The 21,942-nt window shown below is 70.6% G+C and carries 18 protein-coding genes; 7 read left to right on the top strand and 11 right to left on the bottom strand.

Annotated elements, in window-relative coordinates; genetic code table 11:
* Positions 1-22: 22 nt before the first annotated feature.
* The 5 genes from MRBLWH3_RS01790 to MRBLWH3_RS01770 form a co-directional block, all read right to left on the bottom strand.
* Positions 23-2,464: a glycoside hydrolase family 3 protein gene (locus MRBLWH3_RS01790; protein ID WP_363428118.1), complete on the bottom strand. Its 2,442-nt coding sequence runs from the start codon at positions 2,462-2,464 to the stop codon at positions 23-25.
* 92 nt (positions 2,465-2,556) lie between these two features.
* Positions 2,557-3,432 (bottom strand): ATP-binding cassette domain-containing protein, encoded by an 876-nt coding sequence (locus MRBLWH3_RS01785; RefSeq protein WP_363428116.1) that lies wholly within the window; start codon positions 3,430-3,432, stop codon positions 2,557-2,559.
* On the bottom strand, positions 3,429-5,300 hold the full coding sequence (locus MRBLWH3_RS01780; protein ID WP_363428114.1) for a dipeptide/oligopeptide/nickel ABC transporter permease/ATP-binding protein: 1,872 nt from the start codon (positions 5,298-5,300) through the stop codon (positions 3,429-3,431). The genes MRBLWH3_RS01785 and MRBLWH3_RS01780 overlap by 4 nt, the downstream gene beginning before the upstream one ends.
* On the bottom strand, positions 5,297-6,238 hold the full coding sequence (locus MRBLWH3_RS01775) for an ABC transporter permease (RefSeq protein WP_363428112.1): 942 nt from the start codon (positions 6,236-6,238) through the stop codon (positions 5,297-5,299). Before MRBLWH3_RS01775 ends, MRBLWH3_RS01780 begins: the two co-directional genes overlap by 4 nt.
* A 64-nt stretch (positions 6,239-6,302) precedes the next feature.
* Positions 6,303-7,835: an ABC transporter substrate-binding protein gene (locus MRBLWH3_RS01770; protein WP_363428110.1), complete on the bottom strand. Its 1,533-nt coding sequence runs from the start codon at positions 7,833-7,835 to the stop codon at positions 6,303-6,305.
* Between the two features lie 196 nt (positions 7,836-8,031).
* On the opposite strand from MRBLWH3_RS01770, the gene MRBLWH3_RS01765 reads away from it, so the two are divergent.
* Together MRBLWH3_RS01765 and MRBLWH3_RS01760 are read left to right on the top strand one after the other, a co-directional pair.
* Positions 8,032-8,745 carry a TetR/AcrR family transcriptional regulator gene (locus MRBLWH3_RS01765; protein ID WP_363428108.1) on the top strand — a complete coding sequence of 238 codons (714 nt, stop codon included), beginning with the start codon at positions 8,032-8,034 and terminating at the stop codon, positions 8,743-8,745.
* A gap of 144 nt (positions 8,746-8,889) precedes the next feature.
* Complete coding sequence (locus MRBLWH3_RS01760) at positions 8,890-9,027, top strand: hypothetical protein (protein ID WP_363428106.1); 138 nt, start codon at positions 8,890-8,892, stop codon at positions 9,025-9,027.
* An 18-nt stretch (positions 9,028-9,045) separates the two neighbouring features.
* Here MRBLWH3_RS01760 and MRBLWH3_RS01755 read toward each other — a convergent pair whose 3' ends face one another.
* Both MRBLWH3_RS01755 and MRBLWH3_RS01750 read right to left on the bottom strand, forming a co-directional pair.
* Positions 9,046-10,398 carry an MFS transporter gene (locus MRBLWH3_RS01755; protein WP_363435219.1) on the bottom strand — a complete coding sequence of 451 codons (1,353 nt, stop codon included), beginning with the start codon at positions 10,396-10,398 and terminating at the stop codon, positions 9,046-9,048.
* A 5-nt stretch (positions 10,399-10,403) separates the two neighbouring features.
* On the bottom strand, positions 10,404-10,877 hold the full coding sequence (locus MRBLWH3_RS01750; protein WP_363428104.1) for a MarR family winged helix-turn-helix transcriptional regulator: 474 nt from the start codon (positions 10,875-10,877) through the stop codon (positions 10,404-10,406).
* 112 nt (positions 10,878-10,989) lie between these two features.
* Between MRBLWH3_RS01750 and MRBLWH3_RS01745 the strand changes: the two genes are divergently transcribed.
* From MRBLWH3_RS01745 to MRBLWH3_RS01725, 5 genes are all read left to right on the top strand, one after another.
* The gene (locus MRBLWH3_RS01745) at positions 10,990-11,841 is read left to right on the top strand and encodes an alpha/beta hydrolase (RefSeq protein ID WP_363428102.1); all 852 of its coding nucleotides are present in this window, start codon (positions 10,990-10,992) and stop codon (positions 11,839-11,841) included.
* 206 nt (positions 11,842-12,047) lie between these two features.
* On the top strand, positions 12,048-13,643 hold the full coding sequence (locus MRBLWH3_RS01740) for a glycoside hydrolase family 6 protein (RefSeq protein ID WP_363428100.1): 1,596 nt from the start codon (positions 12,048-12,050) through the stop codon (positions 13,641-13,643).
* A gap of 106 nt (positions 13,644-13,749) precedes the next feature.
* Entirely contained in the window at positions 13,750-14,799 is a 1,050-nt protein-coding gene (locus MRBLWH3_RS01735) for a lipoate--protein ligase family protein (RefSeq protein ID WP_363428098.1), read from the top strand.
* Entirely contained in the window at positions 14,778-15,680 is a 903-nt protein-coding gene (locus MRBLWH3_RS01730) for a DNA-methyltransferase (protein WP_414685254.1), read from the top strand. The genes MRBLWH3_RS01735 and MRBLWH3_RS01730 overlap by 22 nt, the downstream gene beginning before the upstream one ends.
* Before the next feature lie 42 nt (positions 15,681-15,722).
* Positions 15,723-16,709 carry an LLM class F420-dependent oxidoreductase gene (locus MRBLWH3_RS01725; RefSeq protein WP_363428096.1) on the top strand — a complete coding sequence of 329 codons (987 nt, stop codon included), beginning with the start codon at positions 15,723-15,725 and terminating at the stop codon, positions 16,707-16,709.
* Here the strand turns inward: MRBLWH3_RS01725 and MRBLWH3_RS01720 are convergent.
* The 4 genes from MRBLWH3_RS01720 to galT all read right to left on the bottom strand — a co-directional run bounded on the left by MRBLWH3_RS01720 (position 16,652) and on the right by galT (position 21,892).
* A complete protein-coding gene (locus tag MRBLWH3_RS01720; protein ID WP_363428094.1) occupies positions 16,652-18,259 on the bottom strand; it encodes a carboxylesterase/lipase family protein in 1,608 nt (535 codons plus the stop codon). The genes MRBLWH3_RS01725 and MRBLWH3_RS01720 overlap by 58 nt on opposite strands.
* Before the next feature lie 229 nt (positions 18,260-18,488).
* Positions 18,489-19,331: an alpha/beta fold hydrolase gene (locus MRBLWH3_RS01715; protein WP_363428092.1), complete on the bottom strand. Its 843-nt coding sequence runs from the start codon at positions 19,329-19,331 to the stop codon at positions 18,489-18,491.
* 207 nt (positions 19,332-19,538) lie between these two features.
* Positions 19,539-20,735 carry a galactokinase gene (galK, locus tag MRBLWH3_RS01710; RefSeq protein WP_414685253.1) on the bottom strand — a complete coding sequence of 399 codons (1,197 nt, stop codon included), beginning with the start codon at positions 20,733-20,735 and terminating at the stop codon, positions 19,539-19,541.
* Positions 20,732-21,892 carry a galactose-1-phosphate uridylyltransferase gene (galT, locus tag MRBLWH3_RS01705; RefSeq protein WP_363435210.1) on the bottom strand — a complete coding sequence of 387 codons (1,161 nt, stop codon included), beginning with the start codon at positions 21,890-21,892 and terminating at the stop codon, positions 20,732-20,734. The genes galK and galT overlap by 4 nt, the downstream gene beginning before the upstream one ends.
* Between the last annotated feature and the right edge of the window lie 50 nt (positions 21,893-21,942).

Raw genomic sequence — 21,942 nt, 5'->3', positions numbered from 1 at the left:
GTCTCCGTTGCTGCCACGGGTGTCATCGGGGCTCGACGGTCCAGTCGATCGACAGCGGCAGGTCGGCCACCGAGGCGCCGGCGCGGAGCGTGAACGCGCCGGGCTCGACGACCCATTCGCCCGCCCAGTGCGCGAGGCGGCGCGCCGGGACCGGCACCGCCGCGGTCACGGTCTCTCCGGGAGCCGCGTGCACCGTCGCGAAGCCCACGAGCCACCGCTCGGGTCGCTCCACCGCCGAGTCCGGGCGCTCGGCGTAGACCTGCACGACCTGCTTTCCGGCGCGGTCGCCGGTGTTGGCCAGCGTCACCTCGACCGTGTCACCCTCGCGTTTCGCGGCGCCCCACGACCACGTCGTGTAGCCGAGGCCGTGGCCGAACGGGAACGCCGGCTCGACCTGCGCCTTCAGCCACGCGCGGTAGCCGATGTGCAGTCCTTCGCGGTACTCGAGGCGGCCGTCTGCGGGCGCTACCTCGGTGACCGGCACGTCGGCGAGGGCGGCCGGCCATGTCGTGGGGAGACGCCCGCCGGGCTCGGCGGCGCCCGTGAGGACGTCGGCGATCGCGTGCCCGAACTCCTGCCCACCGAAGTACCCCTGCACGACCGCGGCGACCTCGTCCGCCCAGGGCAGCACGACCGGCGAGCCTGCGTTGACGACGACGATCGTCGGGGTGCCGGTGGCGGCGACGGCGCGGACCAGGTCGTCCTGGCGGCCGGGGAGGTCCAGGCTGGTGCGGTCGTACCCCTCCGACTCGACCTTCGAGTTGGTGCCGACGACGACGATGGCGATTTCGGATGCGGCGGCCTGTGCGGCGGCGCGGGCGATGAGTTCGTCGGGGTCGGTGCGTTCGGGCGCGATCCCCAGTGTGGCGCTCAGGGCGCCCGACTGTGCGCTGGCGCCTCCGCGCGTGAACTCGACGCGCACTGCTGTCGGGCGGCCGGCCTCGACGGCGATGGTCGCCGAGACCGACTGCGGGTGCAGGAGCGCCGCGCCGAGGTCGGTGCCTTCGACGACGGGGGCGTCGTCGAGCACTAGTCGGCCGTCGACGTAGAGTTTGCCGGGGTTCGCGCCGGAGAAGCCGAGTCCGATCTCGCCGGTCTCCTGGGGCGTGTACAGCGTTTCGAACACCACGGTGGCGCTCGCGGCGATGGGTGCGTCACCGCCGAACCAGACCAGAGCAGTGGAGCGACGGTTCTCGGCGAACAGCTCGGTGCTGTCGCCGTCGAAGAACGCCACACGGATGCCGGCCTCACCGGTGGCGGGGTTGGTGAGCTGGGCGAGCGGGATCTCGGCGACTCCTTCTTGTACGACGGCGCCGATCTCGAAGCGCACGTCGGCGCCGGGGATCGCGGCGCGGATCGCCTCCAGCGGCGAGACGACGGCCTCGGGGATCACGGTGGCGCTGCCGCCGCCCTGGGTGCGGGCTTCGCGGGCGTTGTGGCCGATCACCGCGATGCGACTCACAGACGAGGCATTCAGTGGCAGGACGCCGGTGTTGCGCAGCAGCACGGTGCCGGCGATGGCGGCCTGGCGTGCGAAGGCGGGCCCGTCGACGGGAGAGGGTTCGAGGGGGGTGGCGTCGGCGAGGGCGCCGACGCGTTCGGCGAGCAGCAGCAGGCGCAGGACCTTGCGGTCGAGGTCGGCTTCGTTCACGCGGCCGTCGCGGACGGCGTCGACGAGGTGGGTGTAGGCGGGTGCGGGGCCGGGCATGGCGAGGTCCTGTGCGGCCGCGATGGCGTCGAGGGAGCGCACGGCGGTCCAGTCGCTGATGACGACGCCGTCGAAGCCCCACTCGGTGTTGAGCGGGGTGTCGAGGAGGGCGTTCTCGGTCATGGTGGTGCCGTCGACGGCGTTGTAGGCGCTCATGATCGCCCAGGCTCCGGCTTCGACGGCGCGTTCGAACGGGGCGAGGTACAGCTCGCGCAATGCGCGGTCCTCGACGTGCACGTCGACGGTGAAGCGGTCGGTCTCGGAGTCGTTGGCGACGTAGTGCTTCGGAGTCGCGGCGATGCCGTTGTCTTGCAGGCCCCGCACGTACGCGGCGGCGAGCTCGGCGCTCAGCTCGGGGTCTTCGCTGAAGCATTCGAAGTGCCGGCCGCCGAGGGGCGAGCGGTGCAAGTTGATGGTGGGGCCGAGGACGACGTCGACGCCCTTGCGGCGGGCTTCGGATGCGGCGGCCGCCCCGTACCGGTAGGCGAGGTCGGTGTCCCATGACGCGGCCAGTGCCGACCCCGAGGGGAGGTTGAGGGACGGTTCGCGTTCGTCCCAGCGGGGGCCGCGGACGCCGGCGGGTCCGTCCGAGAGGGTCATCGCCCGCAGCCCGATCTCGGGGAGGGGGATGGTGCTCCAGAAGTCGGCGCCCTGCACCAGGGCGGCCTTCTGCTCGAGGGTGATGCGCTCCAGCAGCGGCAGCAGGTGCAGCACCGAGTCGGGATGGGTGGAGGTGGCGGTGGCGGTGTCGGTCATCGAGGGAGGTTCCTTCTCACGGGAAGTTTCAGGGGACGGGTGCAGGGCCCGGTGTCCCGTGGGAGCGGGCCGGGCCGCAGCATCCGGTTTCGTCAGGCGACGCTCGCGGACGCTTCGGCATCGAGGAGGGCGCGCCGGGCGATGCGGCGCTCCTCCTGCTTGTCGGGGTCGGGGACCGGCGCGGCCATGAAGAGACGCTGGGTGTACGGGTGCTGGGGCTCGGAGGTCACCCGGTCGCCGTCGCCCGCCTCGACGATCTCGCCGCGGTACATCACGGCGACGCGGTGGCTGATGTGGCGCACCACTGCGAGGTCGTGGGTCACGAAGAGGTATGCGACGCCGGTGCGGTTCTGGATGTCGATGAAGAGGTCCAGGACGCGGGCCTGGGTCGACAGGTCGAGCGCCGACACCGGTTCGTCGCACACGATGAGTCGCGGCTGCAGGGCGAGCGCCCGGGCGATCGCGACGCGCTGGCGCTGCCCGCCCGAGAACTCGCGGGGCAGGCGTCCCCGCGCGTCAGCGGGCAGGCCCACCTGGTCGAGCAGGTCGCGCACGCGCCCTTTCGCCTCGCTCGTCGACACGCCTGCGGCGGTGAGTGGCTCGGTGAGGATCTGCTCGATCGTCATCGACGGGTTCAGCGAGGAGTACGGGTCTTGGAAGACGACCTGGATCTCGGAGCTGAGCGCGCGGCGCTCCTGACGCTTGAGGTGAGAGATGTCCTTGCCGTCGTAGACGATCGACCCCTCGGTCACGGGGGCGAGGCCGAGGGCCGCGCGGCCGAGCGTCGTCTTGCCCGACCCGGACTCGCCGACGAGGCCCACCGTCTCGCCCGGCAGGATGTCGAGCGAAACGCCCTGGAGGGCCCGGAACGGCTGCGCGCGGAACCCCTTGCCCGGGTACTCGACGACGAGGTTCCTGATATCCAGCAGCGCAGTGCCCGGCGCCTGGGTGTTCAGCGGGGTGCTCATGCTCGTGCTCCGTTCGTGACGAGCGGGCCGCGGGCGGGACCCTCGTCGAGGATCGCGTCCAGCAGTGCCTGCGTGTAGGGGTGCTGTGCGTCGTTGAAGATCGCGCGCACCGGGCCCTGCTCGACGAACCGGCCGCTCTGCATGACGGTGACCCGGTCGCACAGGTCGGCGACGACGCCGAAGTTGTGCGTGACCAGGAGCATCGCCATGTGGCGTTCGGCCTGCAGGTCGCGCAGCAGCTCGAGCACCTCGGCCTGCACCGTGACGTCCAGGGCCGTGGTCGGCTCGTCGGCGATGATCAGGTCGGGGTCGGTGGAGACCGCGCCGGCGATCAGCACGCGCTGCGCCATGCCGCCGGACACCTCGAACGGGTACGCGTCGAAGGTGCGCTTCGGATTCGGGATGCCGACGCGTGCCAGCAGCTCCAGCGAATGGTCGGTGGCGGCCTTCTTCGACAGGTTGAGGTTCTTGCGCAGTGGCTCGACCAGCTGGCTGCCGATCGTGAACGACGGGTCGAGGTTCGACATCGGCTCCTGCGGGATGTAGCCGATGCGCTTGCCGCGCAGGCCCGCGTAGCCGCGGTCGTCCGCGCCCGCGAGCTCGGTGCCCTCGTACAGGATCGAGCCGCCCGTGACGTGGCCGCCGCGGGGGAGCAGCCCCAGCACGGCGAACGCGGTCTGCGTCTTGCCCGATCCGGACTCGCCGATCAGGCCGTGGATCTCGCCCTTGCGGATGTCGAGCGAGACGCCGTGGACGACCTCGATATGCGAGCCGTCCGGCTGGTCGTAGCCGACGTGCAGGTCGCGGACGTCGAGCACCTTTTCGGTGGCCTTGGTGCGCGCGTCGCCCTTGTGGACGATGACGCCGTCGCTCTCGAAGATCGGCGGCTCGTCGAGGTCGACGACGTCGCCGCCGCTGAGGCCGACGGAGGTCGTCACCGCGGCCACGGAGCCGCTCGCGGTCGCGACCGCGCGGCGGCGCTTGCGGCGCATGCGGCGCACCGACACAGTGCGCTCGATCTCGTCGCGCATCACGTTGGCCAGGAGGGTCAGCGCGATGCACGTGAGGGCGATCGCGAGCGACGGCCAGAGCATGAGGAGGGGCTCTTTGTAGATGTTCTTGAAGCCGTCGTTGAGCATCTGGCCCCAGGTCGGCACGGCGATGTCGCCGAGGCCCAGGAACTCGAGTCCCGACTGGATCGCGATGGCGATACCCGCGATGATCGCGGACTGGATGATGATCGGGGCTCGCACCACCGAGAGCACGTGGCGTCCGATGATGCGCGTGTCGCTGAGACCCGACACGCGGGCCGCGTCGACGTACAGCTCGGTGCGCACGGCCGTCACCGACGCGTACACCAGCCGATAGAAGGCCGGGGCGAGCAGGATGCCGAAGATGAACATCGAGATCCACACCGACGGGCCGAGCACGGCGCGGGCCGCGAGGAGCACCACGATGCCGGGCAGGGCCATGGTGAGCTCGGTCACCCAGGTGGCGGTGCTGTTGAACCAGCCCTGGTAGTACCCCGCGATGAGGCCGCTCACGACACCGAGGACGAGCGCGACGACGAGCGCGAGGAGGGCGGCCACCACCGTCGTCTGGGTCGCGACGAGGAGGCGCGAGAAGACGTCGCGCCCGCTGCCGTCGGTACCGAGCAGATGCGCTGCGCTGGGCGGGGCGAGCACATTGCGGATGTCTGCGTAGTTCGGATCCTGCGGTGCGATCAGCGGGCCGAAGATCGCGATCACCGCGAGGAAGACGAGGAAGATCAGCGAACCGAGGCCGACGGGGCGTCGCAGCAGGCGGCGCCAGAGCGAGACGCGTACCGGGGCGACCGGTACCGCGAGGGGGACGTCGATGGCGGTCATGAGAGTCGCACCTTCGGGTTCAGCGCCGCCTGGGCGAGATCGATCAGGAGGTTCACGATGAGGACGATGATCGCGTAGGCCATCACCAGCCCCATCACGACGGGGATGTCGCCGAGCGTGGTCGCGCGGACGGTGAGCTGGCCCATGCCGGGAATGGCGAAGACCTGCTCGACGATCACCGCGCCGCCGAGCAGGCCGATGAACTGGACGGCGAGGACGGCGAGCGCGGGGCCCCCGGCGTTGCGCAGCACGTGGCGGTAGACGACCGAGTTGGTGCCGAGGCCGCGGGAGCGCAGCGTGCGCACGTAGTCGCGGGACATCGCATCGATGACCGAGCCGCGCACCTGCTGCGATACGGCCGCGATCGCGCCCAGCGACAGGGCGACGATCGGCAGGGTGACCGACGAGAGCCACCCCGACACGGAGGTGGTGAGGGGGACGTACCCGGTGGCCTTGAACCAGCCCAGGTTGATCGCGAAGACGAGCACGAGGCCGAGCGCGATGAGGAAGCCGGGGATCGCGAAGCCGATCAGCGAGATCAGCTGGACCGTGCCGTCGACACCCCCGCCGCGGCGCGCGGCGAGAACGCCGAGCACGACGGCGAGCACCGCCGAGACGATCGTGGTGCCGATGACGATGGAGAGCGACACCGCGACGCGGTTGGAGACGCTCACCGAGACAAGCTCGCCGGTGAACCAGCTGCGGCCGAGGCTGCCGGTGAGCGCCGAGGTCACCCAGTCCCAGTACTGCACGAGGACGGGGCGGTCCAGGCCGAGCTGCTCGGCCTTCTTCGCGACGGTCTCTGCGGTCGCGTTCTCGCCCAGGATGCGGCGGGCGATGTCGCCGCCCGACGCGTAGAGGAGCACGAACGCGAGGAATGAGATCACCGCGATCAGGACGACGCCCGACAGCAGGCGCCGGAGGATGAATGTGAGCATGTCGCTTTCCCGTAGGTGGTGTCTCCCCGTCCGCCCGCGGAGCGCGGGCGGACGGGGAGAGGATTCAGTTCTTCGGGGAGAAGTCGAAGATCGACGGGTAGGCGTTGGTGGGCCAGAACTCGAGGTTCGTGTTCGCGTCGGTCGCGTACGTGCCCTGGACCCGGAAGAACGGTGCGAACCAGGCGTTCTCGACGATCCACGCGTTGAGGTCCTTGGTCGCCTGCTCGGCCTCCTCCTGCGTGCCGTTCTGGATCGTCGAGATGTACTCGTCGACCTGCGGGTCCTGCGAGTGGAACGGGTTGAACGTGGCCTCGGGGGCGATCATGAAGTTGATCAGCTGCCAGTCGGGGTTCTGCTCCAGGCCCATCCACGTCGCCGGGTACTTCGGCGCGAGCATGTCGGTGATGAAGTTGGCGGCGCCGGGGTCGGTGTAGTTGACGGTGATGCCGATGTCGGCAAGCTGCTGTGCGACGAGGTCGAAGGTGCTCTGGAGTATCGGCATCGAAATCATGTCGATCGAGAACCCGTCGGGGTAGCCGGCCTCGGCGAGCAGCTTCTTGGCGCCTTCCGGGTCGTACCCGTATGTGCTGTCGAGGGCGTCGTCGTAACCGACGGACGACGTCGGGAACACCTGCTCGGTGACGGTGCCATAGCCGGCCTGCAGCGCCTCCAGCAGTGCCTCGCGGTCGAACGCCATGTTGATCGCCTGGCGGACCCGGACGTCGGCCAGCTCGGGAGCCATCGTGCCGTTGCGGTCGAAGAGCAGCAGGCCGTGGAAGTCGAGCTCGTTGGACTCGATCGTCCAGCCGGTTGCCTCGATCTCGGGGATGGTGTCGTTGTTCACGATCTTCGCGCCGTTGGCCTCGCCGGCCTTCATGGCGTTGAGCGTCGCCGTCGGGTCTTCGATGACGTTGATGGTGAGGTTGTCGTACTTGACGGCATCCGCGTTCCAGTAGTCGGGGTTGGCCGTGTAGACGTAGGTCGTTCCGGTGACCGTCGACGCGGTGTCGAGAACGTACGGGCCTGAGCCGATCGGCTCAGTGGCCGAGTCGGGGTCGTCGAAGGTCGACGGGGCCTGGATGAGGCCGGGGGCGATCGACAGGAGGTCGATCAGCGACGGGTCGGGTGCCGTCTGAGTGATGGTGACGGTGGTGGCATCGACCGCCGCGAATTCCTTGCCGGCGAAGGTCGCGGCCTGCGGCGACGTACCGTCGCGGAAGCGCTCGAAGCTGGCGACGACGGCGTCCGCGTCGAGCGGGGTGCCGTCGGTGAACTCGACGTCGTCGCGGAGGGTCAATGTCAGGACCGTGTTGCCCTCGTTGTACTCCCACTCGGTTGCGAGCCACGGCTCGATCTCGCCCGCGGGGTTCTTCTGCAGCACGGTGTCGAAGACCGCCTGGAAGAAGGGGCTGCGGTTGCCGTACTCGGCGCCCTGGCCGATGTCGTAGCTCGTGGGGGCGGTGACCGCGGTGAGCGTGAGCCGGTCGGCTCGACCGGACTCGCTCCCGTCTGACCCGTCATCTGCTGCGCTGGCACAGCCGGTGAGAGCGAGAGCGGCGATCGCGAGGGTGGCTGCTGTGGCCTTCCAACGGAACATCCATGTTCCCTTCATCTGTGGCGATGCCCCTGCGGATCGCCTACTGCCGGGAGACGCTAACAGCAATATCTAGTAAGCGCTAGGTTTTAGAGCTAAAAGACTAGCGATCATTAGGAATTCGTTATAGAACGGGAGCGAAGGATCCCGGCGCCCATCGACCGAGGTGAACGAGATGACACGGGGATACGGTGTGAGGATGACCGAGACGACTTCCGCTGCAGCACAGGCGGGGACCGCTCGCAGGAAGGCGCGCAAGCCGCGCGGCGAGTACGCCAAGTCGAGCCAGACACGCACGGCGATCCTCGACGCCGCCCTCGAGGTGTTCTCGCAGTCGGGATATCGCGCGGGCTCGCTCCGCGAGGTCGCTGAGAGGGTCGGTATGAGCGAGGCGGGGCTGCTGCACCACTTCCGCAGCAAGAGCGCGCTGCTGCTCGCCCTGCTCGACTACCGCGACAACCTCTCGCGCGCCCGCGTGGACTTCGATCTGCCCGACGGCGTCGAGGTGCTGCGCGCGCTCGCTGAACTCGCCCGCTTCAACGCGGCGCAACCTGGCATCGTCGAGCTCTATACGACGCTCTCGGCGGAGGCGACATCGCCCGCCCACCCCGCGCACCAGTACTTCATTGGCCGCTACAACTACGGGCGCAACGGCGTGACCGGTGCGTTCGAGCGCGTCGCCGCGGCCGGACGCCTCGTCGCCGGCGTCGACCCCGGCCGGGCCGCGGTCGCGACCATCGCGCTGATGGACGGCCTGCAGGTGCAGTGGCTGCTCGACCCCGAGTCGACCGATATGGCCGAGGCGCTCCATGAGGTCTTCCGCAGTCTGATCCGAGGGTACGACCTCGTCTCGATCGAGAACGCGCTCGACGCGCCGGCGGCGGGGGGTGAGCCGGCGGGCGACGAGGCATGATCCGCGAGCCCTTCCTCGAAGGCTGGGCCACGGGCGCGAAGGTCGGCGCCTTCGAGACGCCCACCTCGGAGTCCGTCCCGCGCCCGGTGCGGCTCCCCCACGACGCCGTGCTGAACCTCCCTCTCCACGGGGAGCGATCAGGGCGTGCACACCGGCTACTCGGTAACGACCACGACGGCCGCGCACTGGCGATCGTGCGACCCGACCCGGCCCGGCGTCGCAACAGTGACGGTCGCCGCCGCCGGCCTGGCCGCGGCATCCGTCTCGCTCGCCGTCACCTGACGTCGGGGAATCGGCAGTTCAGCTCGCGCGAGCGCGGTCTCGGAGCTTGTCGACCTCGTCGCGCGGGAGCACGCGGATCGGCGTGGTTCCGGCGACCTCGTCGCTGAACTCCTCGGGAGCGACGATCGCGAGCGGGCGCGTCTCATCGAGGGTGAGGCGGAACCGCTTCTGCTCGTGGCGGTGCAGACGGCCCGACCACAGCAGCCATGTGGCGCCGATCGCGAAGGCGACGAAGGCGGCGACGGCGCCGACGAGGATCGCCATGCGGGGGCCGAACTCGGCGGCGACCCAGCCGACGATGGGCGCGCCGATGGGCGTGCCGCCCATGAGGATCGCCATGTACAGCGCGAGCACGCGGCCGCGCAGCACCGGGTCGGTCGTCGTCTGCACGTACCCGTTCGCCGTGGTCATCATCGTGACGACCGCGAATCCGGTGAACATGAGCGTGATGGCGTAGAGCCAGTACGTCGGCATGAACGCCGACACCACTGCGGCGACGCCGAACATCGCGGTGCCGATGATGAGGACGCGCAGGCGTGCGCGGTCGCGGCGGGCGGCCATCAGCGCACCCGCGACCGAGCCGATCGCGAGGATCGAGCTCAGCAGGCCGAAGCCGTCGGCCTCCTTGCCGAACTCGACCGCCATCGTCGAGGCGAGGATCGGGAAGTTCATCCCGAACGCGCCGATGAGGAACACCATCGCGCAGGTCACGATGAGGTCGGGGCGGCCGGCGACGTACCGGAAGCCGTCGGCGAGGCGGGATGACTGCGGCGCCTTGACGCGGGGCACGAGCTCCCGCGTGCGGATCAGCAGGAGGGCCGCGAGCATCGCGAGGAACGTCACCGCGTTGGCGACGAACACCCATCCGGTGCCGACCGCGACGATGACGATGCCGGCGACGGCCGGACCGATCATGCGGGCGCCGTTGAACGACGCCGCGTTGAGCGCGACCGCGTTCGAGGCGTTCTCGCGGGCGACGAGGTCGGAGACGAAGGCCTGGCGCGCCGGGTTGTCGAACGCGGCGACGACGCCGAGCGCGAGAGCGAAGAGGTACATGACGGGCAGCGTCATCATGCCGGCGAAGATGAGCACGCCGATCGCGACGCCGAGCAGAAGCAGCAGGCCCTGGGTGACGAACAGGATCCGCCGGCGGTCGAAGCGGTCGGCCACGAGCCCGGTGACGCCGACGAGGAGGAGGGGCGGCGCGAACTGCAGCGCCATCGTGACGCCCATCGCGGCGGCGTCGTTGTCGGTGAGCTCGGTGAGCACCACCCAGCTGATCGCGGTCGACTGCATCCACGCGCCGATGTTCGACACCAGCGCGCCGATGAACCAGACGCGGTAGTTGAAGGCCGAGAAGGACCGGAACATCGCGCTCACCTCGCCACCATCCGCTCCATGATCTCGGCGGCGGCGGCCAAGGTCTCGCGTTCGGCCGGCGTCAGTTCGGCGAGCGACGCCTCGACCCACGCATCGCGGCGACGGGCGGTCTCTTCGACGACCGCGACGCCCTCGGGGGTGAGCGCGATCACGACCTTGCGGCCGTCGCGCTCGTCGGCGCCGCGCACGATGTAGCCCGAGTCCTGCAGGCAGTTGACGGTGCGGTTCATCGATGGGGCCGAGACGCGCTCCCGCTCGGCGAGATCGCCGAGCGTGTGAGGGCCGTGCACCTTGAGCGCCGCCAGCACGGCGAACTGCCCGTCGCTCATCGAGTCGACGGCGCGCTGCGTGCGCATGCGTCGAGCGAGCCGGAAGGTCGCGATGCGCAACTGGGAGGCGGCTGGGGAGAGGTCTGCGTGAGTTCCGGCGTCGGGGCCGGTGTCTGTATCTGAAGTCTCGTTGCTGCTCATCCGATTAGTTAGCATAGCTCATTAGTCTTGCTAAAGAAAGTTCGTACGGGACGGATGCTGCGTCCCCGCGTCGGGCCGGGGTGAGATGTTCCGCGCCCATAGACTTCTCGGCATGCCCGAGTTCATCGACGCGCATGACATCACGATCCACTACGACGTCCACCCTGCCCAGGCGTCGCCGCGGGCGATCGTGCAGCTGCTGCACGGCATCGGCGAGCACGCCGGACGATACGGCGCGCTGATCGCTGCCCTCGTCGCCGAGGGGTACACCGTCTACGCGGCCGATCACCGCGGCCACGGCCGCACCGGCATGGCCCAGCACGGCGGCGACGTGACGCGTCTCGGGCGTCCGGGCAAGGGCGGGCTGCGCGGCGCCCTCGCCGCCATGTGGCAGTTCACCCAGCAGATCCGCGGGCAGAATCCCTCGCTGCCCCTCGTGCTGCTGGGGCACTCGGGCGGTTCGGTGCTCGCCCAGATGCTCGTCAACGAGCACCCCGATGCGTACGACGCGGTCGTGCTGACGGGCACGGCGCTGCGCATGCCGGGATCGATCCACACCAAGAACCTCAACAAGCGCTGGGACGGTCCCGGTGCGATGGGCACCGAGTGGCTCTCGAGCGACCTGTCGGTGGGCCGGGCCTTCCTCGACGATCCGCTCACCACGAGCGAAGACCCGATCAAGCTCATCGGGGTGGTCGACTCCATCCGCATGTACGGACTGCCGCGCAAGAACCTCGGCCGCGACATCCCGACCCTCCTCATGATCGGCCGCGACGACACCGTGGGAGGACCCCGCAGCGTGCACCGTCTGGCCGACGCGTACCGCACGCGCTCGGGCTTCACCGACGTGACGACCCTCATCTACCCCGATGCGCGCCACGAGATCTTCAACGAGGTCATGCAGGCCGAGGTGCGCGCCGACCTTCTCGCCTGGCTCGACAGGCACATCGCGGACCGCACCTGACAGCGGCGGCCGTCTGGTCGCCAGGTGGGGCTACGCCGTCCACGGCGGTGCCCTCCGTTCAGGCGTGGCGCGTTTGACTGCAGGTCGATGCGTACGCCATCCTGGCGGCAGTGATCACGGTGGGAGCGCTCCCATAGCATTGTGCGCCCGCCGATGAGGCTCCCCGGGCGATGGCGCCCGGCGGCCGAGAAGTCCAAGGAGGACATATGACTCTGGCACCCGCTCGACTCCGTGGCGGTCCGCCGACCAGACGGGCCCTCGCCCTCGGTGCGGCGGCCGCACTGGTGGCCGCTCTCGCCGTCCCGCTGACGGCGACCGCGGCGATCGCCGATGACGACACCGGCCTCGCGGGCTCGGAGCTGTACGTCGATCCGTGGAGCACGACGCTCGAAGCGGCGCAGTCGCTCAGCGGCCAGGCGCGCGATGACGCCCAGCTGCTCGGATCGATCGCCTCGGCGACGTGGTTCACCGACGGCACCCCGGCCGACGTGGAGGCCGAGGTCGACGCCGTCGTGACGGCGGCCGCCGCTCAGGGGCGCATGCCCGTGCTCGTCGCGTACAACCTCCCCTTCCGCGACTGCGCCCAGTACTCCGCGGGTGGTGCGGCAGACACCGCTGCGTACGAGGCATGGATCGACGGGTTCGCCGCAGGCATCGCCGGGCGCGACGCGACCATCATCCTCGAGCCCGACGGACTCGGTGTCATCCCGCACTACGTCACGATCGACGGGCAGACCGAGTGGTGTCAGCCGGCCGAGGTGCCCGCCAGCACCGCCACGGCGGAGCGCTTCGCCCAGCTGAACCACGCCGTCGACGCCTTCGCCGCACTTCCGGCGACCTCGGTCTACCTCGACGGCACCAACGCGGCGTGGCTCAACATCGGCGAGATCTCCGACCGCCTGATCAAGGCCGGCGTGCAGCGCGCCGACGGGTTCTTCCTCAACACGTCGAACTACCAGTTCACCGCCAACTCGACCGCCTACGGCACGTGGGTGTCGCAGTGCATCGCGTACGTCACCGAGGTGAACCCCGGCGACTTCGGCTCGTGCGGGAACCAGTACTGGAACGGCGGCCCCGCCACGAACTGGCAGGGCGTCGGCATGTCGCAGCACGGCCAATGGAGCGCGGATGCCGCCGACCCGGCCCTCAACACCTCCGGGGTGGACTCGCGCTACGCCTCGATCCTGGGTGCCACCCAGCCGACGACGCACTTCGTGATCGATACGAGCCGCAACGGGCTCGGGCCGTGGAACCACGAAGGAGCGTACGGCGACACGCACGAAGACTGGTGCAACCCCCCGGACCGAGGCCTCGGTGCGCGTCCGGACACGACCATCGACGTGCCGCTCGTCGACGCGTACCTCTGGATCAAGGTGCCCGGCGAGTCCGACGGCAAGTGCTACCGCGGCACGGCCGGTCCGAACGATCCCGAGCGCGGGTACGAGGACCCCGCGGCCGGACAATGGTTCACACAGCAGGCGCGTGAGCTCATCGCGTTCGCCGAGCCCGGCATCGCACCGCTGGACTGCCACGTGGAGTGGACGCCGAGCCTCGACGGCGAGTCGGCCGCCGTGCGGCTCTCCGGTGAGGTCGGCTCGCCCTTCGCGCTCGGCTTCGCGGTGCCCGACGGGCAACAGATCACGAAGGCGACGCGCGCGACGGTCGCGCAGGCCGACGGGATCGTCACGGTGACCGGCGCCGCCAAGCGCACGGGCAACGCCCCCGACACGGTCGTTCACGCGGACGGCGCGGTGAGCACGCCGTGGCAGTTCCTGCTCGACGGGCGTGCGTGCACCTCGTGACACGCAGCGCGACGGCGTAACAGGCGCACGCCCGACGACCGGGACGACGGCTTCCGGTCGTCGGGCGGAGCGCGGTCCCGCCGCGCGCGCCAATAGGCTGAAGCCCATGCACGGCGAATACAAGGTGCCCGGCGGCAAGCTCGTGGTCGTCGACCTCGAAGAGCGCGAGGGTCGCATCGCGGACTTCCACCTCGCGGGGGACTTCTTCCTCGAACCCGACGACGCCCTCGCCGACATCGACGCCGCCGTCAACGGACTGCCGGTGGAGGCGGATGTCGCGACCATCGCCGCCGCCGTGCGCACGGCGCTTCCCGAGGGCGCGCAGCTGCTCGGCTTCACGCCCGAAGCAGTGGGGACGGCGGTGCGGCGGGCGCTCGTCACGGCTCCCGGGTGGCGCGACTTCGACTGGGAGATCGTGCACGAGAAGCCGGTCTCGCCGCGCATGAACCTGGCGCTCGACGAGGTCCTCACCGGCCGCGTCGGCGACGGCCGCCGACGCCCGACGCTGCGTATCTGGGAGTGGGACGAGAACGCCGTGGTCATCGGCTCGTTCCAGTCCCTCCGCAACGAGGTCGACCCAGAGGGCGCCGCGACGCACGGCTATGACGTCGTCCGCCGCATCTCCGGCGGCGGCGCCATGCTCATGGGAGCGAACTCGATCGTCACCTACTCGCTGTACGTGCCGGCATCCCTCGTCGCCGGACTCACGTTCGCCGACTCGTACGCGTTCCTCGACGACTGGGTGCTGCAGGCGCTGCGCGCCCTCGGCATCCAGGCGACCTACCAGCCGCTCAACGACATCGCCTCGCCTCAGGGCAAGATCGGCGGCGCGGCGCAGAAGCGCCTCGCCAACGGCGGAGTTCTGCACCACGCGACGCTGAGCTACGACATGGACGGAGACGTCATGACCGAGGTGCTGCGGATCGGCCGCGAGAAGCTCAGCGACAAGGGCACCGCGTCGGCGGCGAAGCGCGTCGACCCTCTCCGCCGCCAGACGGGCCTGCCGCGCGAGGCCATCATCGCCACGCTCGAGGAGACGTTCACGAACCTCTACGGCGCGGTTCCCGGGCACATCACCGACGACGAATACGCCGAGGCAGAGGCCCTCGTGGAGTCGAAGTTCGCGACGGACGCATGGCTTCGCCGGGTTCCATGACCGGGGCGACGGATGCCGGCGCCCCGGGGTCCGTCGAGATCCACCACGGCGACAACCTCGTGGTCTCGCGCACGCTGCCCGATGCGTCGTTCACGCTCATCTATCTCGACCCGCCCTTCAACACCGGTCGCCCGCAGGAGCGGTCCATCGAGACTGCGCGGTCTGCGGCATCCGTCCCCCCTCCCGGTGAGGCGATCGTGCGGCGTGGGTTCCATGGGCGCGAGTACGAGCGGATCCGCGGCGACCTGCGGGCGTACGACGACACCTTCGACGACTACTGGGGCTTCCTCGAGCCGCGATTGCTCGAGGCGTGGCGCCTTCTCGCGGACGACGGCACGCTGTACCTGCACCTGGACTACCGCGAGGCGCACTACGCCAAGGTGCTCATGGACGCGCTCGTCGGGCGCGGGCGGTTCCTCAACGAGCTCATCTGGGCCTACGACTACGGGGCGAAGACCCGCAAGCGATGGCCCACGAAGCACGACACGATCCTGGTGTACGTGAAGGATCCGAAGGCCTACTGGTTCGACTCGGACGCGGTCGACCGCGAGCCGTACATGGCGCCGGGGCTGGTCACGCCCGAGAAGGCCGAGCGCGGCAAGCTCCCGACCGACGTGTGGTGGCACACCATCGTGCCGACGACGGGCCGAGAGAAGACGGGGTACCCGACGCAGAAGCCGGAGGGCGTCCTTCGGCGCATCGTCCAGGCCTCGTCGCGCCCGGGTGACCGCGTGCTCGACTTCTTCGCCGGCAGTGGCACGACCGGCGCGGTCGCCTCCGCTCTCGGCCGCGACGCCGTCCTCGTGGACCACAACCCTGCCGCGATCGCCGTGATGCGCGAACGGATGCCGCACGCCCGGGTCGTGGAGAACGTTCCCTGAACGGCGGATCCAGGCCCGTCGCGCGCCCCTAGGCTGGGGCCCATGCGCTTCGGAACCTTCATCCCCCAGGGCTGGCGATTCGACCTCGTCGGCATCGATCCGTCAGAACACTGGGCGGTGATGAAGGGGCTCGCGCAGCACGCCGACGCCGGTCCGTGGGAGTCGCTCTGGGTCTACGACCACTTCCACACCACGCCCGTGCACTCGGACGAGGCCACCCACGAGGCCTGGACGCTGATGGCGGCCTTCGCAGCCTCGACCGAGCGCATCCGTCTCGGCCAGATGTGCACGTGCATGGGTTACCGCAACCCCGCCTACCTCGCCAAGGTCGCCGCGACGGTCGACATCGTCTCGGGCGGACGCACCGAGATGGGCATCGGCGGCGGGTGGTACGAGCACGAGTGGGAGGCGTACGGCTACGGCTTCCCGCCGGTGCCGGAGCGGCTCCGGATGCTGCGGGAGGGCGTCGACATCATGCAGCAGGCGTGGACCACCGGGCGTGCGACCCTCGACGGCACGCACTACCAGGTCGACGGCGCCATCGTGCAGCCGCTTCCGCTGCAGGACGGCGGCATCCCCATCTGGGTCGCCGGCGGCGGCGAGAAGGTCACGCTCAAGATCGCGGCGAAGTACGCGTCGTACACGAACTACGCCGGCTCGCTCGACGACATCGACCGCAAGAGCGCGATCCTCCGCGACCACTGCGACGCGCTCGGCCGCGACTTCTCGGAGATCACGCGCACCTCGAACTTCAACACGATCGTCGGTGCGACCGAGGCCGAGGCCCGCGACCGCCTGGCTGCGGTGAAGGCGCGCCTGCTCCCGCACGTCGGGCAGGAGCGTGCCGACCACATCGAGCACGACTACCTGACCTCGCCGGCCTTCGGCACGCCCGAGCAGGTGGCGGAGCGGCTCGCCGAGCGCGAACACCACGGCATCGCCTACGCGATCCACTACTTCCCCGAGGCCGCCTACGACCTGTCGGGCGTCGAGCTGTTCGAGCGCGAGGTCATCGCCGCACTCAGCTGATCCGGCGGGGTCAGCGCCCGGCTCCTCGAGCCGGACGCGACCCGAGGTGCCGGTGACACGAGCGCGCGGACGCTCGCGTAGCCGTCGGGCAGCACGTCGACGACGGATGCCTCGCCGCCGAAGATCCGGGTGGTGCCGGGCGCTTCGGACCACGGGCGCCAACCCGGGTCGTCGCCGCGCACGAGCGCCACTGCGCTGCCGTGCACGGCGGCTGCGAGACTGCGGGGCGGGGCGTCCCCGGCGATCGCGGCGACGTGCTCGTCGTCGAGGCAGTCGAACCAGAACGGCACGTCGAGGCAGTGCAGCGCCCAGCGGCGGGTGGGAGAGGGCCACATGAATCGGTACACCCACGTGGGCGCGGCGCCGCGCGCCTCAGCGACCCGAACGACGGTGGAGCGGAACACGACATCGGTGACGTAGCGCCCGAGGACTGCGGCCGTTCCCTTGCGCCGCTGCGCCGCGTTGTCGGCAAGGTACTCGCGCCGCCGCGCTCGGGACACCCCGAGCCGGCTGAGGGCGACGCTCGCGGGTACGAGCCTCAGCGCCCGCTTCGCGCCGTCGGTCACCATCGTGAACTCGTCGTCGGTCGTGCCGAGGACGAGGGGCTTGTCCGCGCCGACTCCGGCGCGAAGCGAGTCGATGGTCGGTTGCGGCAGCAGGTCGCCGTCGATCGCGGGACCCCACGAGAGCCCCTCCTCCAGCAGTGAGCGAGCGCCGGCCAGCCGGTCCGACGACTCCGGCTCGCCGGCCTTCGTCTGCAGCGCGTGGAGGGCCTCCTCCGCCACCGAGGCGAAGCCTTCGCGCGTCGGGGCGACGCCGGCGAGACGTGCGAGCCTCGCCGACGCGGACCGGGAGCGTTCGACCGAGACGTCGGCAAGAGCACCGGAGAGCGACCACGCCGCGTGGAAGAGGTGCTGCGCGACGGGCATGCCAAGCAGCGTCAGCACTGCGCCCCCGCCTGCGGACTGCCCGGCGATCGTCACGCGGGACGGATCGCCGCCGAATTGCGCGATGTTCTCCTGCATCCACTCGAGGGCGGCCAGCCAGTCGCGCACGCCGCGGTTCGGCGGGGCGCCATCGATGTGTCCGAAGCCGTCGAAGCCGAGCCGGTACGAGATCGTCGCCGTGACCACGCCGTCGCGGTTGAATGCGCGGCCGTCGTACCAGGGGCTGGCGGGTGAGCCCGAGATGAAGCCGCCGCCGTGGATCCAGACGAGAACGGGGAGCGCAGCATCCGTCTGTCCCGGAACGGGCGTGAAGACGTTGACGTTCAGCGTCGACTCGCCCGCGACCGACGGCTCGGGGATGAGGGTGATGCCGGTGTCGCCGCGCTGCGCCGTCGCGCCGTGCTCGAGCGCGTCGCGCACGCCGTCCCACGGCTCCGGCGGCTCGGGCGCCGCGAACCGCCGTTCGCCGACCGGCGGCTTCGCGAAGGGGATGCCGAGGAACGCTGCCGATCCGCCGGCTCCGGGTTCGCCCCGCCACCGGCCCCGCACCCGGCCGGCAGAAGTGCTCACCTCGATGAACGTTGTTGCGGTGGTCTCGGTCATGAACTCTCCTTCGGCGCGAACAGCCCGAACACGGCACTCGCGCCCGCCGCCCTGTCGAAGGGACCCGTGGGCGGGGTGCTCGGGCTCGGCTGCGTCGATGGACAGCCGGGCGAAGGGGTGAACGAGAGCGGCGACATCCGCGTTGTGACGCAAGACGTCGAGGTGGCCGGAGCGGATGCCGTGACCCGTCGCCCCGTGCCGCTGTACTCTCGCGGTCCGGGGATGGGTCTCAGCTGTGCAGGAAGGCGAGCAGCGCCTCGTTGACCTCGGCGCCGTGCGTCCACAGCAGGCCGTGCGGCGCACCCTCGATCTCGACGTACGTGGCGTCGGGGAGCAGGTCCTTGAAGCGGCGGGCCGTCTTGTCGATGGGGAGGATGTTGTCGGCGGTCCCGTGGAGGATGAGTGCGGGCACGTCGACGGCGGGGATGTCGGCGCGGAAGTCCGTGGGCCACGTCAGCGGCGCCGCGGCGAGCGCGGTGTTGCCGGCGTACGTCGCGACCTGCACGCTCGCATCGACCGCCTCCTGCGAGATGCGGGAGCCGAGGTTGTCGTCGAGGTTGTAGAAGTCCTTGTAGAACCCGGCGATGAAGGCATAGCGGTCGTCGCGCACCGACTGCGCGATCCCGTCGAAGAACTCCTGCGGCCCGGCGCCGTCGGGGTTGTCGTCCGTGATCAGCAGGAACGGCTCGAGCGATCCGAGGAACGCCGCCTTCGCCACGCGGCCGCTGCCGTAGCGCGAAAGGTAGCGGGCGATCTCGCCGGTGCCCATCGAGAAGCCCACGAGCACCACGTCGTGGAGGTCGAGGTCTTCGATCAGGGCGTGGAGATCACCGGCGAACGTGTCGTAGTCGTACCCGGAGCCCACCTTGCTCGACTGCCCGAAGCCGCGGCGGTCGTATGCGATCACGCGGTAGCCGGCGTCGAGCAGCGCGGCCTGCTGCTTGCCCCACGACTCGCCGTCGAGGGGGAAGCCGTGGATCAGCACGACCGGCTGGGCATCCGACGGGCCCTGGTCGGTGTAGTAGAGGTCGATGTCCACCGAGTTCTCGGTCCCGACGGTGATGTACGCCACGATCGCTCCTTCCGGATCGCGGGCGGATGCCGCGACCCTGCGTACGACGCTAGGCCGCGGCATCCGTCATCGCCAGTGGCCTGCCGCGCGCGGCACGAGCGTTCACGCGGCGTTCAGCCCCGCTCGGGGTCTTCGACGTCGGCGAAGGGCACTGAGGCGCCCGCAGTCGGACGGCGCGGACCCGCGAGCGAGGCAGGTGCGAGAACGTCAGTCGCGCGCTGCTCCCGCGGACGGAGTCACCGTGAAGATGGTGGGAGCCGCGAAGCCGGCGGCCGCGAAGGCGGCGGTGGCGGCATCTGTCACCGCCGGCACGAGATCATGCGCGACGAGTGCGATCGCGGCGCCGCCGAAGCCGCCGCCTGTCATGCGGGCGCCCACTGCGCCGGCCGACAGCGCGGCCTCGACCGCGGTGTCGAGCTCGGGGACCGAGATCTCGAAGTCGTCGCGCATCGACACGTGCGAGGCGACGAGGAGGCCGCCGATCGCGCGGGGCCCCTCCTCGCGGAGGGTGCGCACCGTGTCGAGCACGCGCTGATTCTCGGTGACGACATGGCGGACGCGGCGGAAGGTGACCTCGTCCACGAGCTCCGCGAGGCGCGGGAGGTCGTCGACGCTCACGTCGCGCAGCGCCGGTACGCCCAGCGCCGCAGCTCCCCTCTCACAGGCCGCCCGGCGCTCGCCGTAGCCGCCGGTGGCGTGGGAATGCTTCACGCCGGTGTCGATGACGACGAGCTCGAGGCCCGCGTCCGCGAAGCCGAGGTCGACGACCTGAGCGTCGAGTGACCGGCAGTCCAGGAATATGGCCGCGTCAGCCCGGCCGAGGAGCGACGCCATCTGGTCCATGATGCCCGTGGGCGCGCCGACGGCCTCGTTCTCGGCGCGACGGCCGACCTTCGCCAGCGCGATGCGGTCGAGATCGATTCCCCAGATGTCGGCGAGGGCGACGGCGGTCGCGCCCTCGATCGCGGCGGACGACGACAATCCGGCGCCCACCGGGACGTCCGACGCGAAGGCGAGATCGACCCCCGACACCGCGGACGGATCGGTTCCGGATGCCGCGAGCAGCGCCCACGCGACTCCCAGGGGGTAGCGCGCCCACTCGGGGACGTCGTCACGCTGCTCGGGGAAGAGCGCGTCGAGCTCGTCGAGGGCGACCTCGACGGTCGCGTCGTCGAACGTCGAGGCCACGCGCACGCGGAAGACGCCGTCGGCGCGCGGGGCGAGGGCGGCATGGGTGCGGTGCTGGATCGCGAACGGCAGCACGAAGCCGTCGTTGTAGTCGGTGTGCTCGCCGATCAGGTTCACGCGTCCGGGCGCAGACCACGTGCCGGTGGCGTCGGCGCCGAACCGGGCGGCGAAGAGCGCACGCGCGATGGCGGCGGTACGGATGTCGGTGGCGGTCACAGGGTCTCCTCGGGGATGGATGCGACGGCGTCGCGCAGCTTCGCCGCTGCCGTCTCGGGCGGGATGTCGCCGATCCAGGCACCCATGGCGGCCTCGGATCCGGCGAGGAACTTGAGCTTGTCGGCCGCGCGGCGGGGCGACGTGAGCTGCAGGTGCAGGCGCGCGGTGTCGCGGCCACGGTGCACCGGCGCCTGGTGCCATGCGGCGATGTACGGCGTGGGGGAGTCGTAGAGCGCGTCCACGCCGCGGAGCAGCCGCAGGTACAGGGGCGCCAGCTCGTCGCGTTCGGCCGCCGTCGTCTCGGCGAAGTCCGCGACGTGGCGGTGCGGCAGCAGGTGGATCTCGATCGGCCAGCGCGCTGCGAACGGCACGAACGCCGTCCAGTGCTCGCCCTCGAGGATCACGCGCTCACCGGCGCGCTCGAAGTCGAGGATGCGCCCGAACAGGTCCGGATCCTCGCGATCGATCGACGCGAGCAGGCTCGTCGTGCGCGGCGTGATGTACGGGTAGGCGTAGATCTGGCCGTGCGGGTGGGGCAGCGTGACGCCGATCGCCTCGCCGCGATTCTCGAACGGGAAGACCTGCTCGATGCCGGGCAGCGCCGAGAGCGCGGCGGTGCGGTCGGCCCACGCCTCGATCACGGTGCGGGCACGGGTGGCCGACAGCGATCCGAACGAGCCGGAGTGCTCGGGGCTGAAGCACACGACCTCGCATCGGCCGACGCTCGTGCGGGTTCGGCCGAGGCCGGGGGCGGCGAGGTCCTCGAGATCGCGCGCCGCGTCGATCCCCGCGGGTGCGTCGCCGTGGGCGACCGTGAGAGCGGGGCCGAAAGACGGCGACTTGTTCTCGAACACCGCCACGTCGTACAGCGACGGGATCTCCGACGGATTCGAAGGCGTCTGCGGGGCGAGCGGATCGAGGTGCGCCGGCGGGAGGAACGCGCGGTTCTGGCGGGCCGCTGCGATCGACACCCAGTCGCCCGTCAGCACGTCGCGCCTCATGGTCGCGGTCTCGGGCCGGGGTGCGAGGTCGCGCGCGTCGAGGGCGCGTTCGGCGCCGAGCGTCGTGCCGGGGTCGTCGTAATAGATCAGCTCGCGCCCGTCGGCGAGGCGGGTCGGGCGCTTCACGACGCCGGCGCCGAGGGTCTCGGCGGGCAGATCGCGGGCGGACACCACGGTGTCGTCTGGGGGCGTGTTCACGTCAACAC

Origin of the sequence: Microbacterium sp. LWH3-1.2 (assembly GCF_040675855.1) — a bacterium.
GTDB lineage: Bacteria > Actinomycetota > Actinomycetes > Actinomycetales > Microbacteriaceae > Microbacterium.
The sequence above is the reverse complement of the archived record's forward strand: the minus strand, read 5'-3'. Positions and strand labels throughout refer to the sequence as shown.

Excerpts from the sequence above, each read along its gene's own strand:
- MRBLWH3_RS01790 (WP_363428118.1), bottom strand. The coding sequence starts at position 2,464 with ATGACCGACACCGCCACCGCCACCTCCACCCATCCCGACTCGGTGCTG.
- MRBLWH3_RS01785 (WP_363428116.1), bottom strand. The coding sequence starts at position 3,432 with ATGAGCACCCCGCTGAACACCCAGGCGCCGGGCACTGCGCTGCTGGAT.
- MRBLWH3_RS01780 (WP_363428114.1), bottom strand. The coding sequence starts at position 5,300 with ATGACCGCCATCGACGTCCCCCTCGCGGTACCGGTCGCCCCGGTACGC.
- MRBLWH3_RS01775 (WP_363428112.1), bottom strand. The coding sequence starts at position 6,238 with ATGCTCACATTCATCCTCCGGCGCCTGCTGTCGGGCGTCGTCCTGATC.
- MRBLWH3_RS01770 (WP_363428110.1), bottom strand. The coding sequence starts at position 7,835 with ATGTTCCGTTGGAAGGCCACAGCAGCCACCCTCGCGATCGCCGCTCTC.
- MRBLWH3_RS01765 (WP_363428108.1), top strand. The coding sequence starts at position 8,032 with ATGACCGAGACGACTTCCGCTGCAGCACAGGCGGGGACCGCTCGCAGG.
- MRBLWH3_RS01755 (WP_363435219.1), bottom strand. The coding sequence starts at position 10,398 with ATGTTCCGGTCCTTCTCGGCCTTCAACTACCGCGTCTGGTTCATCGGC.
- MRBLWH3_RS01750 (WP_363428104.1), bottom strand. The coding sequence starts at position 10,877 with ATGAGCAGCAACGAGACTTCAGATACAGACACCGGCCCCGACGCCGGA.
- MRBLWH3_RS01745 (WP_363428102.1), top strand. The coding sequence starts at position 10,990 with ATGCCCGAGTTCATCGACGCGCATGACATCACGATCCACTACGACGTC.
- MRBLWH3_RS01740 (WP_363428100.1), top strand. The coding sequence starts at position 12,048 with ATGACTCTGGCACCCGCTCGACTCCGTGGCGGTCCGCCGACCAGACGG.
- MRBLWH3_RS01735 (WP_363428098.1), top strand. The coding sequence starts at position 13,750 with ATGCACGGCGAATACAAGGTGCCCGGCGGCAAGCTCGTGGTCGTCGAC.
- MRBLWH3_RS01730 (WP_414685254.1), top strand. The coding sequence starts at position 14,778 with ATGGCTTCGCCGGGTTCCATGACCGGGGCGACGGATGCCGGCGCCCCG.
- MRBLWH3_RS01725 (WP_363428096.1), top strand. The coding sequence starts at position 15,723 with ATGCGCTTCGGAACCTTCATCCCCCAGGGCTGGCGATTCGACCTCGTC.
- MRBLWH3_RS01720 (WP_363428094.1), bottom strand. The coding sequence starts at position 18,259 with ATGACCGAGACCACCGCAACAACGTTCATCGAGGTGAGCACTTCTGCC.